We start from the raw sequence: 25,618 nt of genomic DNA, 5'->3' as shown, positions 1-25,618 counted from the left end.
TTTCTCAGTAAAAGAAAAGGCCCTCAACATAAAGCGTGAGGGCCTTTTTTTATGATGCTGTGCTTAGCAAAGGCAATCTAGCTTAACCTGCCTTTATACCATCAGTCCCAGACTTTTGGGATAAGAATATATCCGCGGCTGCTCAGCGTAGTCACTGCGGCCATTGTCTAACAGCCACGCCACTACTTGCTCGCGCACCCGTCTACTATGAATCAGATTCATATGACTGACGCCATAAAATAGTGCTTTATGCCCATCAGGGACAAACAAAGCATGTTCGGCATCATCTTCTCCAAGCGCTGAGGCGACAGAGACTAGACCATCGCCCAGCAGGTGTGTCATTCTCGAGTCATAATGGGTCTCGACCAATGCACTGGCGACAAAATACGTCTTTATACCACTTGGTAAGCGCGCAGGATGCCGAAAGTCTTGCGGCAGCACACTACGGCCCTCCAGCGCCCGCCAGTCTGCATCGCGAATACTACCGTGACGCAGATCAATGATACCCGCGCTGCGCATCTCGCCCAACTTGGCAAGCGAGCCTGCAAACGGCAGCTTGGCGATGATGTCTTGTACATGATGACCGATACGCTCTAGCACCGCGCCATGGTGCGGTGAGCCGAGGGTGATGAGATTGCCGGCCCGCTTAACCCAAGCCAGATGGTCTTGCTCGCCATAAAACAGCGCACTGCGAGCGACCAAGCCGCCCATACTGTGACCGACCAGATCGATCTGACCGATATCGGGATGCTGCTCAATCAAGTCCTGTAGCAGCTGGCAGAGCTTACGGCCGCTGCGCGAGATACGCCGCCCCGTATTATAATCAAGGTACAGCACTGTCGTTTCAGGCTGACTGCGCGCGATAGCCTCCCCCAGATGATTGCCTTCTGCAGATTGCCAGCTGAGATGACTCATACATAAGCCATGACATAAGATCACCACTCGCCCTGAGAGCGTCGCCAACTGCGTATCACCATTACCATCATAGAGCTGCATCGGTATGGCAAGCGCATTTTTATGATTGACCAGATGATCACCCATCACGCCGTTTAGCATATTGACCAGTTTTTTTAGGGTGTCGGGCAACGGCTGAGTATTTTTTTGGCGCATCATGGTTTTGTAGATACGCAGCACCGCGGCCAGATTGTTGCCCACCAGTAGCATGACTTGGCGTATGGTGCCATATATACGCCCCGTGATACCCCGTTGCCAATTGTTAAGGTGGTTTTCATTAAACCGTCCCAAAGGGCGTAAAATCACCTCGCGGTGAATGGCCTCCACAATCTCTGTCACCTCCATCACACCCATCGTCGCCAGCTGCGCAAGCCCTTCAAAAAAATCGGCATACAGTACAGGATGTGTCGTCACGGCATTGGCATCATCGGCTTGCAGTTTGATGATTTCGTCGATATCGATGGCGGCTAGCTGATCGATTTGCTCATACAGGTCGCGATGCGGCGCTACTGTGTGGTCTGTGGCGGCAGTCTCTGAGGCAAAATGCGCGGCCAGCTCATGACCTGCTTCATCTGAGCTATCAGGCCTCAAGCTGTCTTTCCTCATGCTGTCTTTATAAATAATCTCTACACTGTCCATAGTGTTACTCGTTAGTGCGTTCATAAAATGGACACATTTGGTCAAAAGATAGTTATATACTAGCCTGTAAACGCTTGAAATAGAAAAAAATGATGTAACCGGTAGCCGCTTTACGATAAAACATCGTGACATCTGCCGCTACTTACAGAAAAAAACCCCAAGCCTGCGCTTGCGGTTTTAGCTAACATCACTATCCGTATTTGTAATCACCGTGCCGCCGTTTTACCATCGCAGCCGTTCACTATTGCAGCCGTTTCACTATCGCAGCCGAGTCATCCAAGTACTCTAAGTAAAGGATTCTGCCAATATAACATCGCCATCTTCGCGCGTAATCATCACGGTGGCCGAGCGCGGCGTACTACCTCCAGCCACCGCGCCCCACGTGTTGCCAGGATGCTGGATATTGATAAATAGCGTTTTAAAATCTGGCGTCATGGTGATACCTGTCACCTCACAGCCTTCAGGACCGACAAAAAAACGTTTGATATTGTCATCACTAGCAGTCATTCCGACGCGGGTTTGCTGGCCTGCAGATGTGGTGATCGTCGCGCCATCATTGACCTGACCAGGCAACGCGGCCAATAGCATACAACTGCTGGTATCGGTATAGGCGCCATCATCGGTCTGAATCCATAATACCCCGCGCGGATCAAAGTACAGGCCATCAGGCGATGACAGGTCATTGTTTTTATTCAATTGCGATAAGTTCTCTGTCGCCAGCTCACTGGGCGCGGCAAACAAGTATATATCCCACTCAAAGCGTGTCGCCGCATGGTCACCGCCTGCTTCGGCCCAGCGAATGATATGACCATTATCATTTCCGCGGGATTTGCCACGCGCCTCGTAGCTGCGCGGGTTGGCTGCTGAGAGAGGCTGATCCTCACGCTCGCCGCGATATTTGTTGTTGGTTAAGGTCACATACACCTCGCCTGTCATGGGGCTCACCGATACCCACTCTGGACGATCCATCTTGGTCGCACCCAAGGCATCGGCAGCAGCGCGCGCAAAGACCAACACCTCATCTTGCCCAGCAAAGGGCAGCTCAGCATTGGTCGCATCTAGTCCATTTTGTCCATGGACCAGTGGCCGCCACTCGCCGCGACCGTCTTCGTGAAACACCGCCACATACAGCGTGCCTTCATTTAGGTACTTGTCGCCAGCTTTGAGGCCGCCGCCGATATCTGTATTGGACCATCGTGCCTTTGAGACAAACTTATAAATATACTCGCCACGCGCATCATCCCCCATATAAAACACCACAGGTTTACCTGACTCGACAGGTGCATACGCGCAGTTTTCGTGTGCAAAACGACCGAGTGCCGTACGTTTTTGCGGTGCTGAGTGCCGATCAAAAGGATCAATTTCGGCGATGTAACCAAAGGTATTAAAGCCATTGCGATAATCCTCAGTAGCATCAGCGCCTGTCGCGGTCATATCCCAGCGGGCAAACTCATCGGCTATGATTTCATCTTTGGCATAAGGCGTATGCCACAGATACTCCCAGCCAGGGAAGTTTTCGCCGGCCCCATAGCGCTCACGCCCGTAGTTATGAGTTGCGCTTAGCTGCTCGGCGTCTTGACCACGCGCAAATACGCCCAAGAAATTTTCTTCTGTCGTCAGGTAGGTACCCCACGGCGACAGTCCTGCGCCGCAGTTGTTATTGATGCCGCGCGTCTGAAACCCTGTTGGATCAAACTTTGTCTTGACCAAATCAGAGCCTGCCACAGGACCCGTCAGCTGGGCCGGCGTACTGCTGGTGATACGGCGGTTGTATTTTGAATCCTTGACCATCTCATAACCCATCCCATCGGTACGGCGCGTCATCTCAACGACAGCGACCCCGTGGCAGTTGACCTCGCGGCGCACATCACTGGCCAGACGACGGTTTTGATAAATGGGTGCCGCATTGTTATCCGAGATGACATGATAACCAAATGGGCTAAGCTCGCTGCTATTGACATACTCATGGTTCATGACCAGCAGGCCGTTTTTAGAGGCTTTGGCATCGTAGGTATTGCCTTTTTTGCCAAAAAACCACATGCCATCATGGTTGTCGCCCATGCGCCACTCAAACGACTCAGCGGACTGCTCACGGTTGTCCTTCCAGTCGGCGATACCAGACATCAGCGGTGTCCCTAGTGGCAATATCATCTCTGCCTGATAGCCTTCCGCCACACTCATGGTATCGGCTGTCGAATGCGCCACTGCAGTGAATTTTAGGGTATCAGGACGTTTGAGATTCCCTTGTGCTGGGATGGCGGCTTGGTCATCGTCGCTGGGCAGGCGAGATGGGCTGTCGTCATCATCGTCACTACAGCCAACCAAAGGCAGCGCCCCAAAAAACGCTGCCGCCGTCAGCCCTGTACCGCCTTTTAAGATATGGCGGCGATGCATACGGCGATTGATGATGGTTTGAAATTCGATATTATTGCTCGTGTTTGAGTCTTCTATGGCTTCATGAGCGAGCGGTTTGTTCAATAACGTCATGTTCAGTCACCTTGCTATTTGGCTATAGTGGCGTAAAGGATGGGTTGCGGCTTTATCAAATCCACCACAACGATATAAGTTACGCACAAGTCTACCGAGCATTTATGACAGTACGTTGACAATAACCGCTCAATCTATCACTCAGCGGCCCACCAAAGGCTGATAGATTGTTACAGAGATAAGCGTCAACCATGCTCATCAAATAGCTTCCTAAAACAGTCTTATAAAAACCACTCCCACAAAAGTCGTTTTCATAAAAAACAGCGCCAATAAAAAATCCCAAGCGGTCACTTGGGATTTTTTGAACAACTTCATTAGATAAAGTACGCACTAGCTAGGCAATGTCCTAGTGTACTTCTGCCTGCCACTCATGCGCGCCAAGCTTTAGAGTCAGCGTATCACCAGCATGTAACACCCCAACACCACTTGGCGTACCCGTCATAATCACATCGCCTGCCTGTAAGCTAAAGGCATGACTGATATTGACCAGCAGCTCATACACCGGAAACAGCATCAAAGCAGTATCGCCGTCTTGCTTGAGGCTATCATTGATATACAGCTGATAGGCGACATTGCGAAAGTCGCCAAACGCTTGGGGATCGAGCCAATCAGCCAGCACACAAGCGCCATCGAAGCATTTGGCGCGCTCCCATGGATGGCCTTTTGCTTTTAGCTCAGACTGCAAGTCGCGCAAAGTCAAATCCAGCCCCACCGTCACCGCACCGATGGCTTGCTTTGCTTCCTCCATCGTCGCAGCAGATAAATCCGTTGCCAGCTGGATACACAGCTCGGTCTCATAGTGCGTGTCACCAAATACTGCCGGATCTGGACGGACCACGCCTTGGCGGATAGACACCACCGAAGAGGCGGGCTTCATAAACAGCATCGGCGAGGTAGGTACCTCATTGCCCAGCTCGCGAGCATGCGCGGCGTAATTGCGACCGACACAAACCACTTTACCAATCGGCGCACGCAAGCTTTGATTGGCATCGGTCATGCTCTCATCATTATTGGCATTGGCCGCGATGGCATTGACCAGCGACATATGGGGCGATTGACTCATACTCGGCTCTCACAGCAAGTTATTCACAGACATCAAAAGCAGCGATGCTGACTGATATCCTTAAGGGATGGTATTGGTCGCCACATCGGGTGGTACATAGCTGGCATGGCGATTCATACGTTTTTCAAACATTCTAAAGCTAAACAAGATCACCCACGACAATAGCAGATAAATGACACCTGCTGCAAAAAACAGCTCCATCAAGGTATAGGTTCGCGCACTGATCGTCCGCGCCACCCCGGTGATGTCCATCAAAGCAATGGTCGAGGCCAGCGCACTACCTTTTAGCATAAAGATAACTTCATTACTATAAGCAGGGATAACGATACCAAAGGCGCGCGGCAGTGTCACGCGGGTCAGCTTTTGCCACTTCGACATACCCAGCGCATCCGCAGCTTCTAGCTCGCCTACGGGAATGGCCTGAATCGCACCGCGAATGATCTCTGCCAAATACGCACTGGTATTCATGGTAAAGGCGATGATCGCACACCAGTAAGCTTGACTGAGCACCGGCTCCCATAAAAACGAATCACGCACTGCCTCAAACTGACCCAGACCATAATAAATCAAAAATATCTGTACCAGCAGCGGCGTGCCACGGAAAAAGAAAATATATAAAAACGGTAATATCTGTACTGCCCAATTTTTCGATAGGCGTAGCAGTGCTAAAATCAGACCAAAAAACAATCCGATAATACCTGATACCACCACCAGCTGTACGGTCAGCACCGCACCACCCATCAAATCAGGGATATGGTCAAAGATGACCTGCCAATTCCAATCCATAGTCTCTCTCCTCTACCCTATGGTCGATTGACGTTGTGTTGACTGACGGCTGATTTTCTTGGCGTAGCGCGCCGCTGGGTTGGCACGCCACTCAAGCCACATCATAAAACCGGTAATCAACATGGTCAGACCCAAATAAATAATGGCCGCCGCCATATAAAATGTAAATGGCTGCTGTGTCGACTGCGCGGCCCGCGAGGACTGATACATGATGTCCTTGAGACCCACAACCGAGACCAGCGCTGTGTCTTTGAGCAGTACCAAAAACAAATTGCCCAAACCTGGCAAGGCAATCTGCCACACTTGCGGCAAGGTGATACGATAAAAAGTCTGCAGCGGACGCATACCAATCGCTTGCGCGGCCTCGCGTTGCCCGACTGGAATCTCTTGAATCGACATGCGAAAAATTTCGGTCGCATAAGCACCAAAGGCAATCGAGAGCGCCATGACCCCGCCCCAAAACGCGCTAATCTCGATATAATCGTTATAGCCGAATTTTTTGAGGATGCTCATCAGCAGTATGGAGCCGCCATAATAAATAAACAGCACCAACAACAGCTCAGGTATGCCGCGCATCGTGGCAGTATAGACAGTCGCCAGCTTACGCAGCACCCAGATATTGGACATCTTTGCTGTCGCGCCGAGCAAGCCCAAAGCCATGCCGATGACTAGGCTAGTCAACGCAAGCTTTATGGTGACGGTAGCGCCGCTTAATAAAAGCGCGCCAAATCCTTGTAAATCAAACACAATTATCCACTCAGTCTCTTTATATTAGCAAGTTGCAAAATATGAGTTAAAAGAATCAGCATCAATAGCTGAGCGCGGCTGATAGTCGTATAAAAAACTGCATAGACGGGCGGTTTTTTACGTCATAGAGTGACGTGATATTCATACGACTATGGCGACGGTAATTGACACAGTAGAAATGAGCGCTGATTTTATCATATTCGCTCGCCGCTATGTTAACACTCAGACGTAAAAGCGTTGCCTAAATAGACACTTATCAGGATAAATAGCAAACAAATCAGATAGATTTGATAAAAGTCGACCCTTCTTTGTAGCCATCACGCACCGATTTGCCCAAAACAAAAAAGACATCGCCAATGGCAATGTCCTTGTGCTGACTAATTAATAGCTAATGACTTTATAATGACCTTATAAAGACAACCACGCCATAAAATATCTCAGCAGACCTGTGGTTTTACCAAGCATGTGGCGACAAGCTTACTGCGCTGCGTCATCTACTGCTGGCATTGCCGCTGCACTGGTAGGCACGGCAAAGTATTTTTCATTGATTTTATCATAAGTGCCATTGGCCTTGAGATTGGCCAGCGACTGATTGATTTTGGCTTGCAAGGCTTCATCGTTAGGACGCACGGCAATCGCAAAGTTATCATTGATATCGATCTCCTCGCCTTTGAGCGCATAATTGCTGCCTGATGGCGAGCCGAGCCACTCTAGCGCTGGCAGTTTATCAGAGATCATGGCATCGACGCGATCTGAGCCCAAATCCAAAAAGGCATTACTCAAGGTATCATACAGCTTGATATCGGCCTTTGGATAGGCGTTCTCCAGCCACTGCGATGAGATGGTCGAGCGCTGAGCGGCGATAGAGTGCGCATTGATGTCGCTGCTATTGGTAGGATCAAAGCTGCTGTCTTTTTTGGCCAAAAACACCAGCGCATTACTAAAGTATGGCTCGGTAAATGCCACCTGCTTGGCGCGCTCAGGTGTGACCGACATCGCCGCGACGATGGCATCGTACTTACCTGCCTTGAGTCCTGGAATGATACCATCCCAGTCTTGCGCCATGATCTCACACGTCATCTGCATGTCAGCGCAGATGGCATTGGCGATATCGACATCAAACCCGCCAAGGCTGCCATCAGCATTGGTATAGTTGAACGGCGCATAAGCACCTTCGGTACCGATACGCAGCACCTCACCTGTCGCGGCGGCGGCTGTGTCTTGAGGGTCATCAGAGGCGGTTTCATTTTGACCAGTACCACAACCGACCAACGTAACAAGCGCACTTATCGCGATAAACGGTGCTAAACAACGTCGCAAGCTGATAGGGCTTTTGGCAGATACAGTGGCGACGGCGCGGCGTTGGTCAAAACGATTATTCATGATCATCCTTGAGAGTTGTGATAAAAACAATACCCATCGCTACCCTGCGCCAGCAGTCACAGAGATGACCCTATGCGCCCAAATAGCGATGAGCGGTAAGATTAGTTCGTTGCGGCTTCTGCTTGCTCTTGGTCAGCGATGACCGCATTGGCATCGACATCGCCATCATCAACGACCAGCACTTCTTCCACACCTTCTGTGGCGACGGCTTTTTGCGCAGCGGCGGTTGAGCTGGTACCAAAATAACTGCCCGTGATTTGATCGTAGGTGCCGTTGGCTTTTAGCTCAGACAAGGCTTTGTTAAACTTCGCTACTAGCGGATCGCCTTTACGAAAAGCAATACCCATCGCATCATCGTCGCTGCTGATCTCATTGCCTTTGACTTCGTAGTTTTGCCCAGCTTCTGTTTTTAGCCAGTCAATACCTGTCACTTTATCAGACATCATACCGCGCACGCGACCTGAGGTAAGGTCTAGATACGCGTTGTCTTGTGTGTCATAGAGTTTGATATCCGCATCGCTGTGCTCATCTTGTAGATACTGTGAGGCAACGGTTGAGCGCTGAGACGCAATCGGCTGACCTTTTAGCGCATCGATAGAAAGATCATCGCCTTTTTTACCGATCAAGATGATACCGCTATGGAAGTAAGGGTCACTAAAATCCACCACTTCTTTACGCTCAGGGGTGATGGACATACCCGCGATGGCGGCATCAAATTTTTGTGCATTGAGCCCTGGGATTAAGCCATCCCAGTCTTGTGATATGACTTCACATTCTGCTTTCATTTGCGCACATAAGGCATCGACCAGCTCAATCTCATAGCCGATCAGTTTGCCATCAGCATCGGTATAGCTAAAAGGCTTGTAGCTCGATTCGGTGGCGATTTTGATGTTTAACGGGGCGTCTGCTGCATCTGCCTCGGCGCTGTCTGCTGGTGCCGAGCTATTGTTACAGCCTGCCAGCATTAGCATGGCCGCGCTTAGTGGCGCAAGCCAAAGGGCTTTTTTGCTCATAGAGCGAGTCATTGAAATTGTCATAGGGTTATTCCTTAATATATTTACCAGCCGTTTGTCACTCATGACTTATGGGTTACTGTTTATTTATAAGGCGGGTCAGTATTCGTTTGCTGACACACCCGACAGCTTATTGACCAAAATTCATCTGCTCAAGACGCGCCAATTCACCGTTGCTACGGATTTCGCTCAGGGCTTTGTTAAAGTCTTCTTTGAGTGAGTCACCTTTGCGCACGGCAATGGCAATATTATCGTCATTGTCAATTTCATCGCCTACAATACCAAAGCCTTCGGTATTGTCTGCCAGCCAAGATTTGGCTGAGACTTTCTCGGCCAATACCGCATCGCTACGGCCTGATTTTAGGTCCAAATAAGCGTTGTCGTAGTTGTCGTACAACTGCACGGTGTTGCCGTCTTTGCCTTCGTAGTTATCTTGTAGATAAGCGCCAGGCGTGGTCGAGCGCTGACCGCCGAGCGTGAGGTTTTCGACCGAGGTCGGATCAAAGCTACCATCGGTTTTGGTCAGCCAAACCATGGTGTTGGCAAAGTATGGCTCGCTAAAGTCTACTTTTTCTTGGCGCTCAGCGGTGATAGACATACCTGCGATTACCGCATCGTATTTTTGTGCCAATAGACCTGGGATAATACCGTCCCATTCTTGAGCGACGATTTCACAATCCGCCTGCATTTGCTCGCATAGCGCATTGGCCACATCGATATCAAACCCGCCCAAGCTGCCATCGGCATTGGTATAGTTAAAAGGAGGGTAAGCGCCCTCGGTGGCGATACGAATGGTCTTGCCAGCAGTTTCTGCTGCCGGTGCGTCAGCATTGGTATCAGCAGTTTCATTGGCTGGTTGGCTACAAGCGCTCAGCATCAACGCTGCAGTAACGGTCATCGACGACCATAATAGGCGAGAATTCGACATCATACATTCCTTAAATTCTGATGAGTTTTTGATATAGGGTTCTGATATTTTGTTCTCTGACGTCCCTGCCAGACAAGCAATATAGATAGCAGAATAGACAGACAGCCGTCATGCACGGCCGCCTATAAACCTTCTGATAATACCTGAGTAAAATATCAAAAACAAACGTTTTACATACGGACTGTTATTGTTGGGTAATAAACCATCAATGCTAATGACCACATAGCCATGACTAAAAATCATGACCAAGCGCTAGATTTTATTATAGAAGTGGTTTTCAGACTTAGTTAATTAGTTAACTCGCTTTAGGACAGCGACGGCCGCGCTATCCTAATTTTTTGATGCTATCTTAGTTTTGAAATACAGTGCATAGCAGCCATGCGGCTAGTTTTGGCGATGAGAGGACATAAAGTCCTTGACGCGCTCAGAGGTAGGATTGTCAAATACTTGCTCAGGCGTGCCAATCTCCTCGATGATGCCTTGGTGTAAAAATACCACTTTACTGGAGACTTCGCGAGCAAAGCGCATTTCGTGAGTGACAATGAGCATGGTACGCCCTTCTTCTGCCAGCTCGCGCATCACCGCCAGCACCTCATTGACCAGCTCAGGATCGAGCGCCGAGGTCGGCTCATCAAATAGCAGTACTTGCGGCTGCATGGCAAGCGCACGAGCAATGGCGACACGCTGACGCTGACCACCAGAGAGATTGGCCGGATAGGCGTCTTTTTTGTCAAGCAGCCCTACTTTGTCGAGCAGTTTTTCGGCATCACTGATGGCTTGGTCTTTTTTGATTTTTAGGACCTGCGTCGGGCCTTCGATGATGTTTTGCAAAATGGTCTTGTGCGGCCACAAGTTAAAGTTTTGAAAGACAAAACCCACGCGCGCGCGCAAGCTTTCTAACTGCTTGATATCTGCCGCTTGTAGCTCGCCTGATTTGGCAGGCTTTAGCATCAGCTCTTCATCACCGATGAATATACGACCTTGATTGGGCTTCTCTAATAGGTTAATGCAGCGCAGCAACGTAGATTTTCCTGAGCCGGACGAACCCAAAATCGAGATAACATCACCATCATAGGCGGTGAGCGACACCCCTTTTAGCACTGCTAATGAGCCGTAGCTTTTATGGATATCTTGTAAATCTAAGGCGATAGGCCGAGTCGGATTTTTTGCAGTATCAAGCATGGTTTAGCAGACTTCCAATAAATATGAGTGAAAACACGAATAAAAATGTGCCATTGTCTCTTATTCCGCAGCAAAAAGGCAAATATTATCTATGTCAGGTACCTAAGCGTTTGGCCCGTGCACCACGTTGGCCGCCCTTTACACACATAAAAAAACCCAGTCTGCATCGACAGCACTGGGCGCTATTTTATCACTTTAGCAGGCTCGGCGTGCTGTTATCTTATCGCCTTTGACGCCTACTTGTTTTGATGCCTACTTATCTGCAAAAAACATCAGGCACCACCTATCATCTAATCCTCTTGTCTAATTATCTTGTCTAGTCAGACCGTTTAATAAGTCGAGATGTGCTCTGAACTCTCTGTACCATCCAGCACTTCGGCATCGTCAGCAGTTGCCACCGCGACATCATCATTGTCGCCTACCACCATTGCGTCTTCGACACTGGTATCAGCACTTGCCACTGCCACATCATCAGAAGACTCTGCAGTCGCAACACCCGTCGCCTCGGTCTCTACTGTGGTTTGTGCGTCGACAGCAGGCTCGGTCTCCATCGGCGCATCGTCTTTTTTGCCGCAAGCGCTGAGTGTCAAGGCTGCCGCCACCAATCCAACAGTTAGCCAGTTTTTGTCCATTTTATAGAGCATAGCCATGTCATTCTTCCTCATTAGTACAGAGTATATTGATTCACTTAACAGGGACATTGGCGTTCGGCTGCCCCCTACTTGACCCTTCACTATACTGGCGATGTCGTTTGACTACCTTAGTAGTTACAGCACAATTGTGTTAAAAACAGGTAACTGTCATGTAACCGCCCTTGGCACACCGCTGAAAGTCGACAAATAGATGCGGTCAAGCGGGCGCTGTTCACAAAATCGTCTTTACTATCGAGGCAATCTCCTCTATGTTAAATAGCACAATGCCATCTGAGCATTTAACCTTCTATATTTGTTAAACTTTTGCCTTGCTAGGCGCTTTTATTATTTATGGCATTGATCGCCCTGTCAAACACTGATAACCATAAGGACATATCTATGACTCAAACCACTACCACAGACGTTACCACTTATATGCAAACGGTCGGTAAGCAAGCACGCGCCGCCTCACGCGCCCTCGCGGCAGCCAATACTGGCGATAAGAACGCGGCGCTGATGGCGATTCATGACGTACTCCAAAACGCCAAATCAGACATCTTGGCCGCCAACAAAATCGATATGAACAACGGTCAAAAAAACGACTTGGACACCGCGCTACTAGATCGCCTTGAGCTAAACGACGCGCGCTTCGATGGTATGTTACAAGGCCTAAAAGACGTGGCTGCTTTGCCTGACCCTATCGGTGAGGTCACTGACATGACCTACCGCCCCTCTGGTATTCATTTAGGCAAAATGCGCGTCCCCCTCGGTGTGGTCGGTATGATTTATGAGTCGCGCCCGAACGTCACCTTAGAAGCCGCCTCTTTGGCGCTAAAATCAGGTAACGCCATCATCTTACGCGGTGGCTCTGAGGCTTTTGAGTCCAATCAAGCACTGGCCAAATGTATCCTACAAGGACTAAAAAAGGTCGGCCTATCTGAGCACAGTGTGCAGGTCTTACAAACGACTGATCGTGCGGCTGTCGGTGAGCTGATTACAATGACTGAATATGTCGATGTTATCGTGCCACGCGGCGGTAAAGGTTTGATTGCGCGTATCAGCCGCGATGCCAAAGTACCGGTCATCAAGCACTTAGATGGTAACTGCCATACCTTTATCGATAGCGATGCCGATGCCGAAACGGCGATTAAAGTCAGTGTCAATGCCAAGACCCATCGTTATGGCACCTGTAATACCATGGAGACACTATTGGTCGATGAGCATGTCGCAAGTGAGCTGTTGCCAAAGATTGCCGAAGCCATCATAAAAGCGGATGACGCCATGCAACTGCGCCTTGATAATAAGTCACAAGCCATTTTAAATGACAATGCGACCTTGCAAGGTCATCTATCAGCAGCCACTAGCGAGGACTGGGATACCGAGTATCTGGCCCCTATCTTGGCGGTTAAGGTGGTATATGGTATCGACGAGGCCATTGAACATATCAACACCCATGGCAGCCATCATACCGACGTTATCATCACCGACAACTATACCAAGTCGCAGCGCTTTATTCGTGAGGTTGATTCGGCCAGTGTGATGATCAATGCTTCTAGCCGTTTTGCCGATGGTTTTGAGTATGGCTTGGGTGCTGAGATTGGTATCTCAACCGACAAAATCCACGCGCGCGGCCCTGTAGGGCTCGAAGGTCTGACCTCACAAAAATGGATCGTCTATGGTCACGGCGAGACGCGCGCGTAACTTATCACATATTTATCGACCGCTTATTACAGGCGAATTGGACGCAAACCTATCATCCATCGCCTAACTTAACGTATAATCCACCAAAAACGTCAGCTAAGTTGCTGGCGTTTTTTATTAAATTGCGGCTGTGTGGTATTCAGCAGCCAGCGACAGCAAACAAAAAATAACTTTTATCTATCTAGCACATTCTTACCGCGTTATTACCTTGATATCCGCCATGAGCAAGGTATTGATTTTGAGCCGAACTTACGATATAAACCCACCCTTTGATGACGTTTTGCCCACGTCCGTATCGGTTGTGGCGCAAACCATCATGCGATAGGCTTTGCTGAGATCAGCAATCATGTGATAAGTAGTCCCATCATGGGATGAGTAGTCAATGGCTTCCAACGACCTAAAGGACGATGCCCTTATGCAAAGCGGCAAGCAAAACAATAACAGCCCACGTGCCACGTTATTTGGTGTGTTGGCTCTGATTGTCGCGGCGATTTATTTTTTCGCTGATATAAATGCTGCTATAAATACTGGGGCATTGGTCGATCGCTCTGAAGGTGCTGCGGTCACCGAGTATCGCGATAGCGCCGAGCCTGATCCGAGTATCGATTCGGCTGCCCTATCGCGGCCAGCTAACAGCGCCAACCCTATCACCGGTGACGCACAAATAGACCATACCATCGCGCTGATTCGACAAGGCGGGCCGTTTCCTTACCCTCATAAAGACGGCTCGACTTTTTATAACCGTGAAGGCAGGCTACCGATACAGACGCAAGGCTATTACCGTGAGTACACTGTGCCCATGCCCGGCGTATCGCACCGCGGTGCTAGGCGTATCGTCACAGGCGGTCATCCGCCCACCATCTACTATCTGACCGTGGACCACTACGATAGCTTTCGCAAACTGGAAGTAAAATAACATGAGCCAAGCCATTTATTATGTCAATCCTGACAGCGCCGAGCACGATAGGGCGCTACAGCAGGCAACTGTCATTCCTATCGCTGACGTACTCAACAAGCACACGTTGCTGAGCAGTCTGGCAGCAGCGTGCCACTTTCCCAGTTATTTTTCGCACAACTGGGACAGCGCTTGGGACTGTTTGACCGACAGCGATGTGACCAAGCTAGTGCTGGATTTGACGACGGTAACCGACATAACGACTAAAGACTTTACGATGTTTCAACGCATCATTGAGGACGCCTATAAAGAGTTTGGCAAGCCGCAACTGTGGGTCATAACACCGCCGACAGACTCCGCTTAACCAAAAATCATCACCAAACCTGAATTCGAGATAAAGCCATATTTATCCCGAATTCAGGTTAATTTATTTTTATAGAAAGGATTAACGTATGGAAATTACCTTAAACGGCTATTACACGCTGATACTGGCCACTTTAGTGCTGCTAATGGGGCGCTTTTTGGTCAAAAGGATTAAATTCTTAGAAGACTTTAATATTCCAGAACCAGTGGCTGGCGGCTTGGTCGCGGCAATCGTGGTCTATATTCTCAATATGGTGTGGGGCTATACTTTCAACTTTCATCAGGGACTCCAAACCGCGACCATGCTGATGTTTTTTGCCTCCATCGGTCTCAGTGCTGATTTTAGTCGCCTAAAAGCTGGTGGCACACCGCTGCTGATTTTTACGATCGTGGTGTCGGTGTTTATCGTGCTACAAGACATCGTGGGCGTTGCTATGGCCAGCGTGTTGGGACTCGATCCTCTGCTTGGGCTGGTGACAGGTTCCATCGCTCTGACGGGCGGACATGGCACCGCAGGCGCTTGGGGCATTACGCTAGAAGAAGACTATGGCGTGGTGGGTGCGACCACGCTTGGTATCGCAGTGGCCACTTATGGTCTGGTCGCAGGCGGTATCATCGGTGGCCCTGTGGCGCGCCGCCTGATTCGGCGGCTCGGTCTCAAGCCAACCCCTGCCAATCCCAACCCTAGTGATATCGAAAAAGTCGCTGGGGCGCAATCGCTATATAGCACTAAACATGATGAAGACTCTGCACACAGCAACAAAGAAATCTTTGAAAGACCCGACAGTATGCGTTTTATCACCGCCTCCTCGACCATTGAGACCTTGGCGCTATTTGCCGCCGCTTTGGCGTTTGCCGATGTGATGACGCTGCTGGCCGCCGACACTTGGTTTGAGCTACCTACCTTCGTTTGGGCGCTGGCAGGCGGTGTTATCATTCGTAATGTGCTCACCACTTTATTTAACTTCGATATGTTTGATCGCTCAATCGATGTGTTTGGTAATGCCTCTTTGAGCTTGTTTTTGGCCATGGCGCTATTGTCTCTCAAGCTATGGCAGCTGACTGATCTGGCAGGCCCTGTGCTTATCATCCTATTGGTGCAGACCGCTATTATGATCATCTATGTTTACCTGATTACCTTTAAAGTCATGGGCAAAGACTATGACGCGGCGGTGTTATCAGCGGGGCACTGTGGGTTTGGTATGGGTGCGACGCCGACGGCGATTGCCAACATGCAGGCGGTCACTGATCGTTACTTGCCTTCGCCTAAAGCGTTTTTGATTGTGCCGATGGTTGGGGCGTTCTTTGTCGATATCGTCAACGCCACGATATTACAAATATTTATCAAACTGCCGTTTATGTAAGCTATTTAATCAAAAGTTAACCTGAATTGCGCTTTATAAGCCTCGATTATTTTTATAATCGGGGCTTTTTTGGGCGTTTGAGGTTTTTTTGGACGTTTAATATAAAAAAGCAGAGCGCTAACAGTACCTAACCCGGTCGTTACGCAACTTCTAATGACACAAAACCCGTTAGCCGTTATCAATACCTTATAAAAATAATGAGGCATACTATGTTGATATTTGCAGTGATTGTTGTGGTATCCGGCGCTCTGATTATCGGAGCACTATGGGGGATTTATGGCCGCTTGCCAAGCTGGCTTGAGGGGAATTTATTGGCGGTCGCTGGCGGCGCGCTAATGATATCAGTGGTCATCGAGCTGGTGCAGCCGGCAGTGACTGACAGCGGGGTTTGGATTACCGCAGCTTTTGCCCTGTTGGGCGCAGTGGTATTTGCGAGTGTCGATTATCTACTCGATGAAAAGCTCAATGCCGATGGCGGCTCGGGGCTGCTGGCGGCCATCACTCTCGATGGCATCCCAGAAAACTTAGCGCTGGGTGTGGCATTAATCAGCGGCAACGTCATGCAAGTGGCGGCACTGGCCGGCTCTATTTTGTTATCGAACCTGCCAGAAGCAGCAGGCGGTGCCAAAGAAATGCGCCGCAACGGTGCCAGCAATAAAAAAGTGCTGATGCTTTGGATTGGGGCCGCAGTTTTATTATCACTGGCGGCTATCTTGGGCAAGATACTGCTAAAAAATGTCGATGACGCCGTTATTAGTGCGATCAATTGCTTTGCCGCTGGGGCAGTCATTGCCTCTTTGGCAACCGAAGTCTTCCCGACCGCCTTCAAACGCAGCAACCATTGGGCGGGTATTAGCACCACCATTGGCCTCATCTTAGCATTGGCTCTAAACCAGCTTGGTGGCTAAAAGGTGTATTAGGTAACTTTGTATAGTCAGTTCAAATTAAAATTGTTATAAACCTAAACGCGCTACTGGTATAAATTTTACTTGCGTGCTGTTATCACAGAGGCTGCGCAAAATTCATCCCAGCAGCGCTATGTCATTTTTAGAATGAATTGACTATACTATCAAGTCGTATTAACAGAGAGTTTTTTAAAGTGACGGATTGCCCAGCTTTGTATGTATAGACGGTTTAATTCGCATAAACTGACCACTTAAAAAATAAACGCCAGTGCAATAAAAAACCGCCTAGCCATTAAGCTAAGCGGTTTTTTTCAACCTAACTGTAAAAATCAAGCAATCGAAAATTACTGGTTTTTTTCGTAAACTGGTAACTCTTTACAGATGGCTTCTACTTTGCCGCGTACTTCAGCAGCGACTTTTTCGTCACCGCGGCTGTCTAGTACGTCACAGATCCAGCCTGCCAACTCGCCTGCTTGTGCTTCGTTAAAGCCGCGCGTGGTAATCGCTGGCGTACCGATACGGATACCAGAGGTAACAAACGGCGATTTTGGATCGTTTGGTACAGCGTTTTTGTTCACCGTAATGTGGGCATCACCAAGCCATTTGTCTGCTTCTTTACCCGTCATTTCTTGCTTGACGAGGCTGATGAGCATCAAGTGGTTTTCAGTACCGCCAGAGATGATTTCATAGCCACGCTCTTGGATGACTTTTGCCATCGCTTGGGCGTTTTTGACCACTTGCTGCTGATAGGTTTTAAAGTTGTCTTCTAGCGCTTCTTTAAAGCAAACCGCTTTTGCCGCGATGACGTGCATGAGCGGGCCACCTTGGTTGCCTGGGAAGACAGCAGAGTTTAGCTTTTTCGCCAGCTTCTCATCACGCGCCAAGATCATACCTGAGCGCGGGCCACGTAGGGTCTTGTGCGTGGTGGTGGTGACCACATCGGCAAAGGGTACTGGGCTTGGGTAAACGCCGCCTGCAACCAGACCCGCCACGTGTGCCATATCAACCAGCAAGTACGCGCCCACTTCGTCGGCGATATCACGGAAACGCTGCCAATCAACGACTTGTGAATACGCGGAAAAACCTGCGATGATCATCTTTGGCTTGTGCTCACGAGCCAGAGCATCAACTTGGTCATAGTCGATCAGGCCAGTGCCTTCGACGAGGCCATACTGTACGGCGTTGTAGTTCAAGCCTGAGAAGTTGATGTGCGCGCCGTGAGTCAAGTGACCACCAGCGTCTAGGCTCATGCCAAGTACGGTGTCATTGGCCTCTAACAAAGCCAAAAATACGGCAGAGTTTGCTTGACTACCAGAGTGTGGCTGGACGTTGACGTATTCTGCACCAAACAGCTCTTTTGCGCGGTCGATGGCCAATTGCTCGATCACATCGACGTGCTCACAGCCGCCGTAGTAACGCTTGCCTGGATAGCCTTCCGCGTATTTGTTGGTTAGATCGGTGCCTTGTGCTTCCATGACTGCTTGTGAGCAGTAGTTTTCTGAGGCAATAAGCTCGATATGGTTTTCTTGACGCACGCTTTCGGCGGCCATGGCTTCTGCAAGTACTGGATCAAACTCTTTGATAGAAATATCTTTAAACATAATAATGTCCTAGGTAGTGGCTATCGTTAATGGTAGTGTTTATCGAAAAGAAGCGAGTAGCAAAAGGAGGTAAAACAGGCAAGCACAGGCAATTGGCCTGTCATTGACGTGTCTATATCGACAATCAAATCGACACGCAGGCGTCGATATCATCGCTAAAGTTTAAGTGTAACATGAAAATTTGTATGGTGAGCGCAAAAAAACCTCACGCTAAGCTGAACAAATTAAATGGCCTTATAACGCAAATAAATAGCCAATAAAATAAAGTATTTATCACGGTATATTTATATGCTTGGATATAAATTTTTCTGTTCTCTGTTGCAGCCTATCTGTGGTTGTCTATTTTGGCTGAACGCGGGCAAAAACGTCTCGCTGATCAGCAGCGTCCGCCCATACCAGTCATAACGCGTTTGCCGTTGCCAGCCTTTGGCCGTATGCGAGATAAAACGCTGATTGGGCAACGTGCGACTGCGCTTAAATAACACATAACCGATGGGCGTACCCTTGAGTTGCTGCAAACGGCGGGCGCGGCCTTTGAGACTGGACAACGGAAAGATGCTCTGCGCCTCGACCCACGGCTGCTCATCATTGCCATATAGGTACACCTCGCGTACCCACGCCAGCATCGGCCGATTTAGCTGCGCGCCTCGTACACCCAGCTGGCGTTTTTGTGCCAGTGTCAGCGCGCGATAGCCCTCAAAACTGCGCTCAACGCGCAAGGGCTGCCGAGCTTTTACCTCAAGTACAGCAGTCAAAGAGCCTTCGACATTGAGCCAAGCGTGTAGATCGGCGGGCGGCGGTACAGGGCAAAACAAAGGATTATTAGGCATAATAAGCGGCTAATGATGACGGATAAAAGACAGATAAAAAATAGATGAGAGCAGCGCTAGCGACTGGCATCAGCGGCGGGCATATTATCAGCATTGAACGGTAAGGCGTCAAATGCTCGCCGGCGATACTCGGCCATATGCTCTCTGTCTCTACGGCAAAAGTCCGCAATTGCTGGCACAAACCGCCCATCATAAACACGGTGCAACGAGTGGGTGGTCGTCGGTATAAAACCGCGAACCAGCTTATGCTCGCCTTGCGTCCCTGGATCAAAATAGCTCAAACCCTGCTCGATAGCAAACTCGATGCCTTGATAATAGCACAGCTCAAAATGCAAGCTGTCATAATCCGCCAACGCGCCCCAATAGCGACCGTATAAAGTCGCGCCTTTGCTATCGGGCTTATCGTACAAAAACAAACTACTGGCAATGATATCACCATGCGCATCACGCGCTTGAGCCAGCATCAGGTGCTCAGGCATACTCGCGGCCAACGCCATAAAAAAATCTAACGTTAAATAAGGCTGCTGGCCGCGCACCGCATAGGTCATCACATAGCAATGATAAAAAGCGTGCCAGTCCTCCTCACAAATCGTATTCCCGCATTTACGCTGACAACGGATGCCTTGCTCGCCGACCTTGCGGCGCTCAGCGCGGATGGTCTTGCGCTTTTTGGCTCTTAACGTTGCCAAAAACGCCTCAAAATCTGCAAATGGCTGCGCGTTTTTTAATAGGTCTTTGTTTTGCCACAAAAACTGACAGCCCTGACGCTCCAGTATCGGTATGTCGATGGCCGCAGCTGCGCCGCCCTGCTTTTGCGCCGCCAGTGCACTCATGACATCGCTATCTGTCGGCATGGCGGCAGCTACAATATCGGCCAGCTCAGGCGTGACAAACAGTCCATGCCAGCTTGATGCCCCCACTTGCTGAGCAATATCATCTACGCCTGCTAGGGCAGTTTGAATGATATCGGCACGCAGGCGCTCGCCATCAGCCAGCCAAAACCGCTGATCGGTAATCGGCGTATAAGGTACGCTACTGACCAGTCGCGGATAGTAGTCAACACCATAGCGCGCGTAGGCCTCTGCCCAAGCATGATCAAACACAAACTCACCGCGGTGATGACCCTTAATAAAGACTGGCAGCACCGCTATAGGATGCGTGACGGATACCTTGTCGCCTGCAGCTAATGCCTTATTGTCACCGTCAGAGTGTGCCTTGCTGTTTTTGATGTCAGCGGCGTTTGGCGGCGTTGTACCCTCATCGACCTGATGGATCAAGACATATATCGGTAGCCAGCCTGCCTGCTCACCGATGGCGCCCGTGTCTGCCAGCGCTTGCCAAAAATCAAAGGACATAAACGGCGTGTCTGGCGTTTGCCACTTTGCCATCTGCTGCCAGCTGGTATCACTCATCAGTGCGTATTTTAAACGTATGCTCATGGTCACTCTAGCCGCTCTATGTGTGTCAATTTTTTATTTAGGACGTATATCAGTCAATCACTCACAAAAACAGCCAAACATGGTGAGATGCCTGCGCGCGTCAAAACGGCAGCAAATATCAGCCATCGCCGCTTTACCTCAGGCTTATCGCTGTATGTGAGACAAAGGTATGCCCTCACCTACAATAGCCTAGCAAATTTTTGCCGGTTTGCTGTCACAATTTGCAAAGCACACTCACCATTTTATAAAAACCACTGACAGTGAAGGCGCGGTTTTAGAATGACACACGGTTTGGATTTACTTAATTGATAACGGGTAAGCACCCATGAAATGACAGTAATCGCTGGGAAGGGATGATATAAAAGCGGATGACTGGTAGAATAACGCTGTTCTTAGCTTAATATAATTCTGGTACATAGGACATAAGCGAAAACAGTATACTTAGTTCATGATATAGGATTGACACCGTATCGAATTTATAGTGGATCCTTTATAATATACTCTTAGCCATTTGCTTTTAGGTCGCTTTTTTTAGATGGTGATATCATCATTGCAAGCGTCTTTTGAATAAAAACCAATCAAAGCTAGCCACTACGGTTATAAAGGCTAGCCAACAGCAACAAGAAACTTAAGTAGCCTCAACCATTGCAAGAGACTACATATAATGTACTAGATCGAACCATAGCGTTTGCTATTGCATAGTATTATTTAACGATATGTCGTTTAACGATTTGTAGCATTATATTTGAGCTTTATTATTCACTACAGCCTATAGGAATATTCTACTAATATGTCAAAAATTATTTATACAAAAACTGACGAAGCCCCAGCGCTGGCGACCTTATCATTCTTGCCGATTGTCAAAGCCTTTACCAAGACAGCAGGCGTCTCTGTCGATATCAGCGATATCTCTGTGGCCGCGCGTGTGTTGGCCGAATTCCCTGAGTACCTCACTGAAGAGCAGCGCGTAGCTGACAACCTCGCAGAGCTAGGTCGCCTAACCCAAGACCCAAATGCCAACATCATCAAACTGCCGAACATCAGTGCCTCAGTACAGCAGCTAAAAGCCGCTATCAAGGAATTGCAAAGCAAAGGCTACGCTCTACCTGACTTCCCTGATGAGCCAAAAACTGAGGAAGAAGAAAACATCCGTAAGCGCTACGGCAAAGCACTAGGTAGCTCGGTCAATCCCGTACTGCGTGAAGGTAACTCTGATCGCCGCGCGCCAAAAGCGGTCAAAAACTACGCACGTAAGCATCCGCACTCAATGGGTGAGTGGAAACAGTGGTCAAGCACCCACGTCTCACACATGCACAGCGGCGACTTTTATGACGGCGAGCAATCGATGACCCTCGACAAGGCTCGTACCGTACGTATGGAGCTGTTGCTCGAAGATGGCACCACCAAAGTCCTAAAGCCAGAGATTGCTTTGTTGGACAAAGAAGTCATCGATCTGATGTTTATGAGCAAAAAAGCGCTACTTGAGTTTTATGAGCGCGAAATGGAAGACTGCCGCGAAGCAGGTATCTTATTTTCATTGCACGTCAAAGCCACGATGATGAAAGTCTCGCATCCAATCGTCTTCGGTCATGCGGTCAGAACGTATTATAAAGACGCTTTTCAAAAACATGGTGCGCTCTTTGATGAGTTAGGTATCAACGTCAATAACGGTATGGCATCACTTTACGACAAAATCAAAGAGCTGCCAACCTCTCTACAAGAAGAGATTGAGCGCGACTTGCATGCTTGTCAAGTGCATCGTCCACGTCTGGCGATGGTTGACTCCTCAAAAGGCATCACCAACTTCCACTCACCAAGCGATGTGATCGTCGATGCCTCAATGCCTGCGATGATTCGCTCCGGCGGTAAGATGTGGGGCGCGGATGGCAAAATGTATGACTGTAAAGCGGTTATGCCAGAGTCTACCTTTGCGCGTATTTATCAAGAAATGATTAACTTCTGCAAATGGCATGGCAACTTTGACCCAACCACCATGGGTACAGTACCAAACGTCGGCCTCATGGCTCAAAAAGCTGAAGAATACGGCTCACACGACAAAACCTTTGAGTCAAGCGACGCTGGTATCGCTCGTATCGTAGATGTGGATACTGGTGAAGTCCTCATGGAGCAAGCCGTCGAAAAAGGCGATATCTGGCGCATGTGTCAGACCAAAGATGCCCCGATCCAAGACTGGGTAAAACTGGCCGTACGCCGTGCCCGTGAGTCAGACACGCCAGTGATCTTCTGGCTAGACCCATACCGTCCGCACGAAAACGAGCTGATCAAAAAAGTCAAAATGTACCTAAAAGACCATGACATCGATGGCCTACATATCGAAATCATGTCTCAGGTTCGCGCCATGCGTTATACCTTAGAGCGCGTCGCTCGCGGTCTAGACACCATCTCTGCTACTGGTAACATCTTGCGTGATTACTTAACAGATTTGTTCCCTATCTTAGAGCTTGGTACCAGTGCCAAGATGCTATCGGTCGTGCCACTCATGAAAGGCGGCGGTTTGTTTGAGACAGGTGCAGGCGGTTCAGCACCAAAGCATGTCGAGCAGTTGGTAGAAGAAAACCACTTGCGCTGGGACTCATTAGGCGAGTTCTTAGCCTTGACCGAATCTTTGGAGCATTTGGCCAAAAACGACAACAATGCCAAAGCGCAAGTATTGGCAGATACCCTCGACAAAGCCACAGAAAAACTGCTAATAAACAACAAGTCACCATCGCGTAAGACAGGCGAGATTGACAACCGTGGTAGCCACTTCTACCTAGCGATGTACTGGGCAGAAGAGCTGGCGGCTCAAGACAAAGATAGTGAGTTAAAAGCGCAGTTTACACCACTAGCAGAACAGCTGCAGCGTGACGAAGCGGCGATCATTAAAGAGTTGAATGATGCCCAAGGCAAGTCGGTAGATATCAAAGGCTACTACTTAGCCGATGAAAAACTGGCTGAGCAAGTGATGCGTCCAAGCACGTTGTTCAACGAAGCGATCGCCTCATTATAATCTGATGCGCCGCTGATATGCCTGAGCGTTGGGCGTAAAGGATGTATTTAAGCCTTTACGCCCACTTTTAGCATAAAAAACACCCTTTAGATCTGAAATCTAAGGGGTGTTTTTTTGCTTATTTTTAGGGTGCGTCCTTATGTAAAAACGCATTGATTAAGTTGCAGACATGCCCCGGCGTTTAAGCGTGCATGTGCTTGATAATGGCTTTACCAAACTCAGAAGTACTCAGCAAAATAGCATCTGGCATCAACCGCTCAAAATCATAGGTCACTGTTTTATTAGCGATAGCACCTTGGATACCGCTGATGATCAAATCGGCCGCTTCCGTCCAGCCCATGTCTCGCAGCATCATCTCAGCGGATAAGATAAGCGAGCCTGGGTTGACTTTGTTTTGTCCAGCGTATTTGGGCGCCGTACCATGCGTCGCTTCATAAACCGCGATTGCGCCGCCTTTATTGGCACCTGGTGCGATACCGATGCCGCCAACTTCTGCTGCGAGGGCGTCGGATATATAGTCGCCGTTTAGGTTGAGCGTCGCCACCACTGAATAATCAGCAGGGCGCATGAGGATTTGCTGCAAAAAGGCATCAGCGATGACGTCTTTGATGACGATGTCATTGCCTGTTTTTGGGTTTTTCATCGTCATCCAAGGCCCGCCATCCAATAGCTCGGCACCGAAGCGCTCGGCGGCAAGCTCATAGCCCCAATCCTTAAACGCGCCTTCAGTAAATTTCATGATATTGCCCTTGTGCACCAAGGTGACACTAGGCAAATCATTGTCGATGGCATACTGAATGGCCTTACGTACTAAGCGCTGCGAGCCTTCTTTTGAGACAGGCTTGATGCCGATACCGCAGTCATCATCGAAGCGAATCTTGGTGACGCCCATCTCTTCTTTTAAAAACTTAATGACTTTTTTAGCCTCATCACTGCCTGCCTTCCATTCGATGCCAGCATAGATATCTTCTGAGTTTTCGCGGAAGATTACCATGTCTGTCAGCTCGGGATGCTGCACTGGGCTTGGCACTCCTTCAAACCAGCGCACGGGTCGCTGGCACACATACAAGTCGAGCTCTTGGCGTACCGCGACGTTGAGCGAGCGAAAACCACCGCCCACTGGGGTCGTCAATGGCCCTTTGATACTGATGACATAGTCTTTTAAAATCTCCAGCGTCTCGTTGGGCAAATAATCCCCATCGTATACTTTTGCCGCTTTTTCGCCGAGATAGGTCTCCATCCAAATGATGGATTTTTTGCCATGATAAGCCTTGTCTACTGCTGCATTGACGACTTTTATCATCACAGGCGTGATATCGACTCCGATACCATCACCCTCGACAAAAGGGATAATCGGATGATTGGGCACATTTAAAGACAAGTCAGCATTTACCGTGACTTTTTCGCCGTCTCTTGGGACGATCACTTTATCGTAGGACATGAGTAACACTCCTTAATGATTTAATTATGAGTTATTTAATTATATATCTTGGTCATTTATCGTACTTTTGCCAATCTGATAAGTAACTCCTTGTGTCATTTACCATACTGCAAAACTTGCCTAAACCATAGAGGACAAAAACACAATTGGCCCATAACGAGCATAATTATAAAGATAGTTTATACAGTATTAACAAATCACAAGGCGTTATATGCTAGGGTTTTGATGAGACGTTACTGTATGCTGCTTCGCCAT

The 25,618-nt window shown here is 49.0% G+C and carries 21 protein-coding genes; 6 read left to right on the top strand and 15 right to left on the bottom strand.

The genetic code is table 11. From position 1 onward, the window contains the following. Positions 1 to 93 precede the first annotated feature (93 nt). From CAP50_RS02155 to CAP50_RS02110, 11 genes are all read right to left on the bottom strand, one after another. Positions 94 to 1,617, bottom strand: a complete 1,524-nt coding sequence (locus CAP50_RS02155; protein WP_241900604.1) for an alpha/beta fold hydrolase — start codon at positions 1,615 to 1,617, stop codon at positions 94 to 96. A gap of 261 nt (positions 1,618 to 1,878) precedes the next feature. Beyond that, positions 1,879 to 4,080: a PhoX family protein gene (locus CAP50_RS02150; RefSeq protein WP_100748877.1), complete on the bottom strand. Its 2,202-nt coding sequence runs from the start codon at positions 4,078 to 4,080 to the stop codon at positions 1,879 to 1,881. A gap of 91 nt (positions 4,081 to 4,171) precedes the next feature. Beyond that, positions 4,172 to 4,411 carry a hypothetical protein gene (locus tag CAP50_RS12595; protein WP_153045421.1) on the bottom strand — a complete coding sequence of 80 codons (240 nt, stop codon included), beginning with the start codon at positions 4,409 to 4,411 and terminating at the stop codon, positions 4,172 to 4,174. Positions 4,412 to 4,426: 15 nt separating this feature from the next. Then, a complete protein-coding gene (locus tag CAP50_RS02145; RefSeq protein ID WP_100748876.1) occupies positions 4,427 to 5,143 on the bottom strand; it encodes a fumarylacetoacetate hydrolase family protein in 717 nt (238 codons plus the stop codon). Positions 5,144 to 5,203: 60 nt separating this feature from the next. Then, complete coding sequence (locus CAP50_RS02140; protein WP_100748875.1) at positions 5,204 to 5,929, bottom strand: ABC transporter permease; 726 nt, start codon at positions 5,927 to 5,929, stop codon at positions 5,204 to 5,206. Between the two features lie 12 nt (positions 5,930 to 5,941). Continuing rightward, the gene (locus tag CAP50_RS02135) at positions 5,942 to 6,676 is read right to left on the bottom strand and encodes an ABC transporter permease (RefSeq protein WP_075101739.1); all 735 of its coding nucleotides are present in this window, start codon (positions 6,674 to 6,676) and stop codon (positions 5,942 to 5,944) included. A gap of 477 nt (positions 6,677 to 7,153) precedes the next feature. Then, positions 7,154 to 8,059 (bottom strand): ABC transporter substrate-binding protein, encoded by a 906-nt coding sequence (locus CAP50_RS02130; protein WP_100748874.1) that lies wholly within the window; start codon positions 8,057 to 8,059, stop codon positions 7,154 to 7,156. Between the two features lie 101 nt (positions 8,060 to 8,160). Then, positions 8,161 to 9,096: a transporter substrate-binding domain-containing protein gene (locus tag CAP50_RS02125; RefSeq protein ID WP_100748873.1), complete on the bottom strand. Its 936-nt coding sequence runs from the start codon at positions 9,094 to 9,096 to the stop codon at positions 8,161 to 8,163. 106 nt (positions 9,097 to 9,202) lie between these two features. Then, positions 9,203 to 10,003 carry a transporter substrate-binding domain-containing protein gene (locus CAP50_RS02120; protein ID WP_172953041.1) on the bottom strand — a complete coding sequence of 267 codons (801 nt, stop codon included), beginning with the start codon at positions 10,001 to 10,003 and terminating at the stop codon, positions 9,203 to 9,205. Between the two features lie 381 nt (positions 10,004 to 10,384). After that, complete coding sequence (locus tag CAP50_RS02115; protein ID WP_100748871.1) at positions 10,385 to 11,182, bottom strand: ABC transporter ATP-binding protein; 798 nt, start codon at positions 11,180 to 11,182, stop codon at positions 10,385 to 10,387. Positions 11,183 to 11,511: 329 nt separating this feature from the next. Continuing rightward, positions 11,512 to 11,832, bottom strand: a complete 321-nt coding sequence (locus CAP50_RS02110; RefSeq protein ID WP_172953040.1) for a hypothetical protein — start codon at positions 11,830 to 11,832, stop codon at positions 11,512 to 11,514. Between the two features lie 381 nt (positions 11,833 to 12,213). Here CAP50_RS02110 and CAP50_RS02105 point away from each other — a divergent pair, with 381 nt between their 5' ends. From CAP50_RS02105 to CAP50_RS02085, 5 genes are all read left to right on the top strand, one after another. Further along, positions 12,214 to 13,515 (top strand): glutamate-5-semialdehyde dehydrogenase, encoded by a 1,302-nt coding sequence (locus CAP50_RS02105; protein WP_100748869.1) that lies wholly within the window; start codon positions 12,214 to 12,216, stop codon positions 13,513 to 13,515. Positions 13,516 to 13,897: 382 nt separating this feature from the next. After that, positions 13,898 to 14,431: a ribonuclease domain-containing protein gene (locus tag CAP50_RS02100; protein WP_198411583.1), complete on the top strand. Its 534-nt coding sequence runs from the start codon at positions 13,898 to 13,900 to the stop codon at positions 14,429 to 14,431. Position 14,432: 1 nt separating this feature from the next. After that, positions 14,433 to 14,774: a barstar family protein gene (locus tag CAP50_RS02095; RefSeq protein ID WP_100748867.1), complete on the top strand. Its 342-nt coding sequence runs from the start codon at positions 14,433 to 14,435 to the stop codon at positions 14,772 to 14,774. An 88-nt stretch (positions 14,775 to 14,862) separates the two neighbouring features. After that, entirely contained in the window at positions 14,863 to 16,137 is a 1,275-nt protein-coding gene (gltS, locus tag CAP50_RS02090; RefSeq protein WP_100748866.1) for a sodium/glutamate symporter, read from the top strand. 209 nt (positions 16,138 to 16,346) lie between these two features. Then, on the top strand, positions 16,347 to 17,045 hold the full coding sequence (locus CAP50_RS02085) for a ZIP family metal transporter (RefSeq protein ID WP_100748865.1): 699 nt from the start codon (positions 16,347 to 16,349) through the stop codon (positions 17,043 to 17,045). A 341-nt stretch (positions 17,046 to 17,386) separates the two neighbouring features. On the opposite strand, the gene glyA is transcribed toward CAP50_RS02085, so the two are convergent. The 3 genes from glyA to CAP50_RS02070 all read right to left on the bottom strand — a co-directional run bounded on the left by glyA (position 17,387) and on the right by CAP50_RS02070 (position 20,906). Further along, the gene (glyA, locus tag CAP50_RS02080; RefSeq protein ID WP_075101749.1) at positions 17,387 to 18,643 is read right to left on the bottom strand and encodes a serine hydroxymethyltransferase; all 1,257 of its coding nucleotides are present in this window, start codon (positions 18,641 to 18,643) and stop codon (positions 17,387 to 17,389) included. 284 nt (positions 18,644 to 18,927) lie between these two features. Further along, positions 18,928 to 19,473, bottom strand: coding sequence for a chorismate--pyruvate lyase family protein (locus CAP50_RS02075; RefSeq protein WP_100748864.1), 546 nt, complete (start codon positions 19,471 to 19,473; stop codon positions 18,928 to 18,930). A gap of 56 nt (positions 19,474 to 19,529) precedes the next feature. Continuing rightward, entirely contained in the window at positions 19,530 to 20,906 is a 1,377-nt protein-coding gene (locus tag CAP50_RS02070) for a GNAT family N-acetyltransferase (protein WP_100748975.1), read from the bottom strand. A gap of 796 nt (positions 20,907 to 21,702) precedes the next feature. Between CAP50_RS02070 and CAP50_RS02060 the strand changes: the two genes are divergently transcribed. Beyond that, complete coding sequence (locus tag CAP50_RS02060) at positions 21,703 to 23,922, top strand: NADP-dependent isocitrate dehydrogenase (RefSeq protein WP_100748862.1); 2,220 nt, start codon at positions 21,703 to 21,705, stop codon at positions 23,920 to 23,922. Positions 23,923 to 24,103: 181 nt separating this feature from the next. On the opposite strand, the gene icd is transcribed toward CAP50_RS02060, so the two are convergent. Then, positions 24,104 to 25,363: an NADP-dependent isocitrate dehydrogenase gene (gene icd / locus CAP50_RS02055; protein ID WP_100748861.1), complete on the bottom strand. Its 1,260-nt coding sequence runs from the start codon at positions 25,361 to 25,363 to the stop codon at positions 24,104 to 24,106. Positions 25,364 to 25,618: the final 255 nt, after the last annotated feature.

The organism is Psychrobacter sp. L7 (genome assembly GCF_002810365.1).
Taxonomy (GTDB): domain Bacteria; phylum Pseudomonadota; class Gammaproteobacteria; order Pseudomonadales; family Moraxellaceae; genus Psychrobacter; species Psychrobacter celer.
The sequence above is the reverse complement of the archived record's forward strand: the minus strand, read 5'-3'. Positions and strand labels throughout refer to the sequence as shown.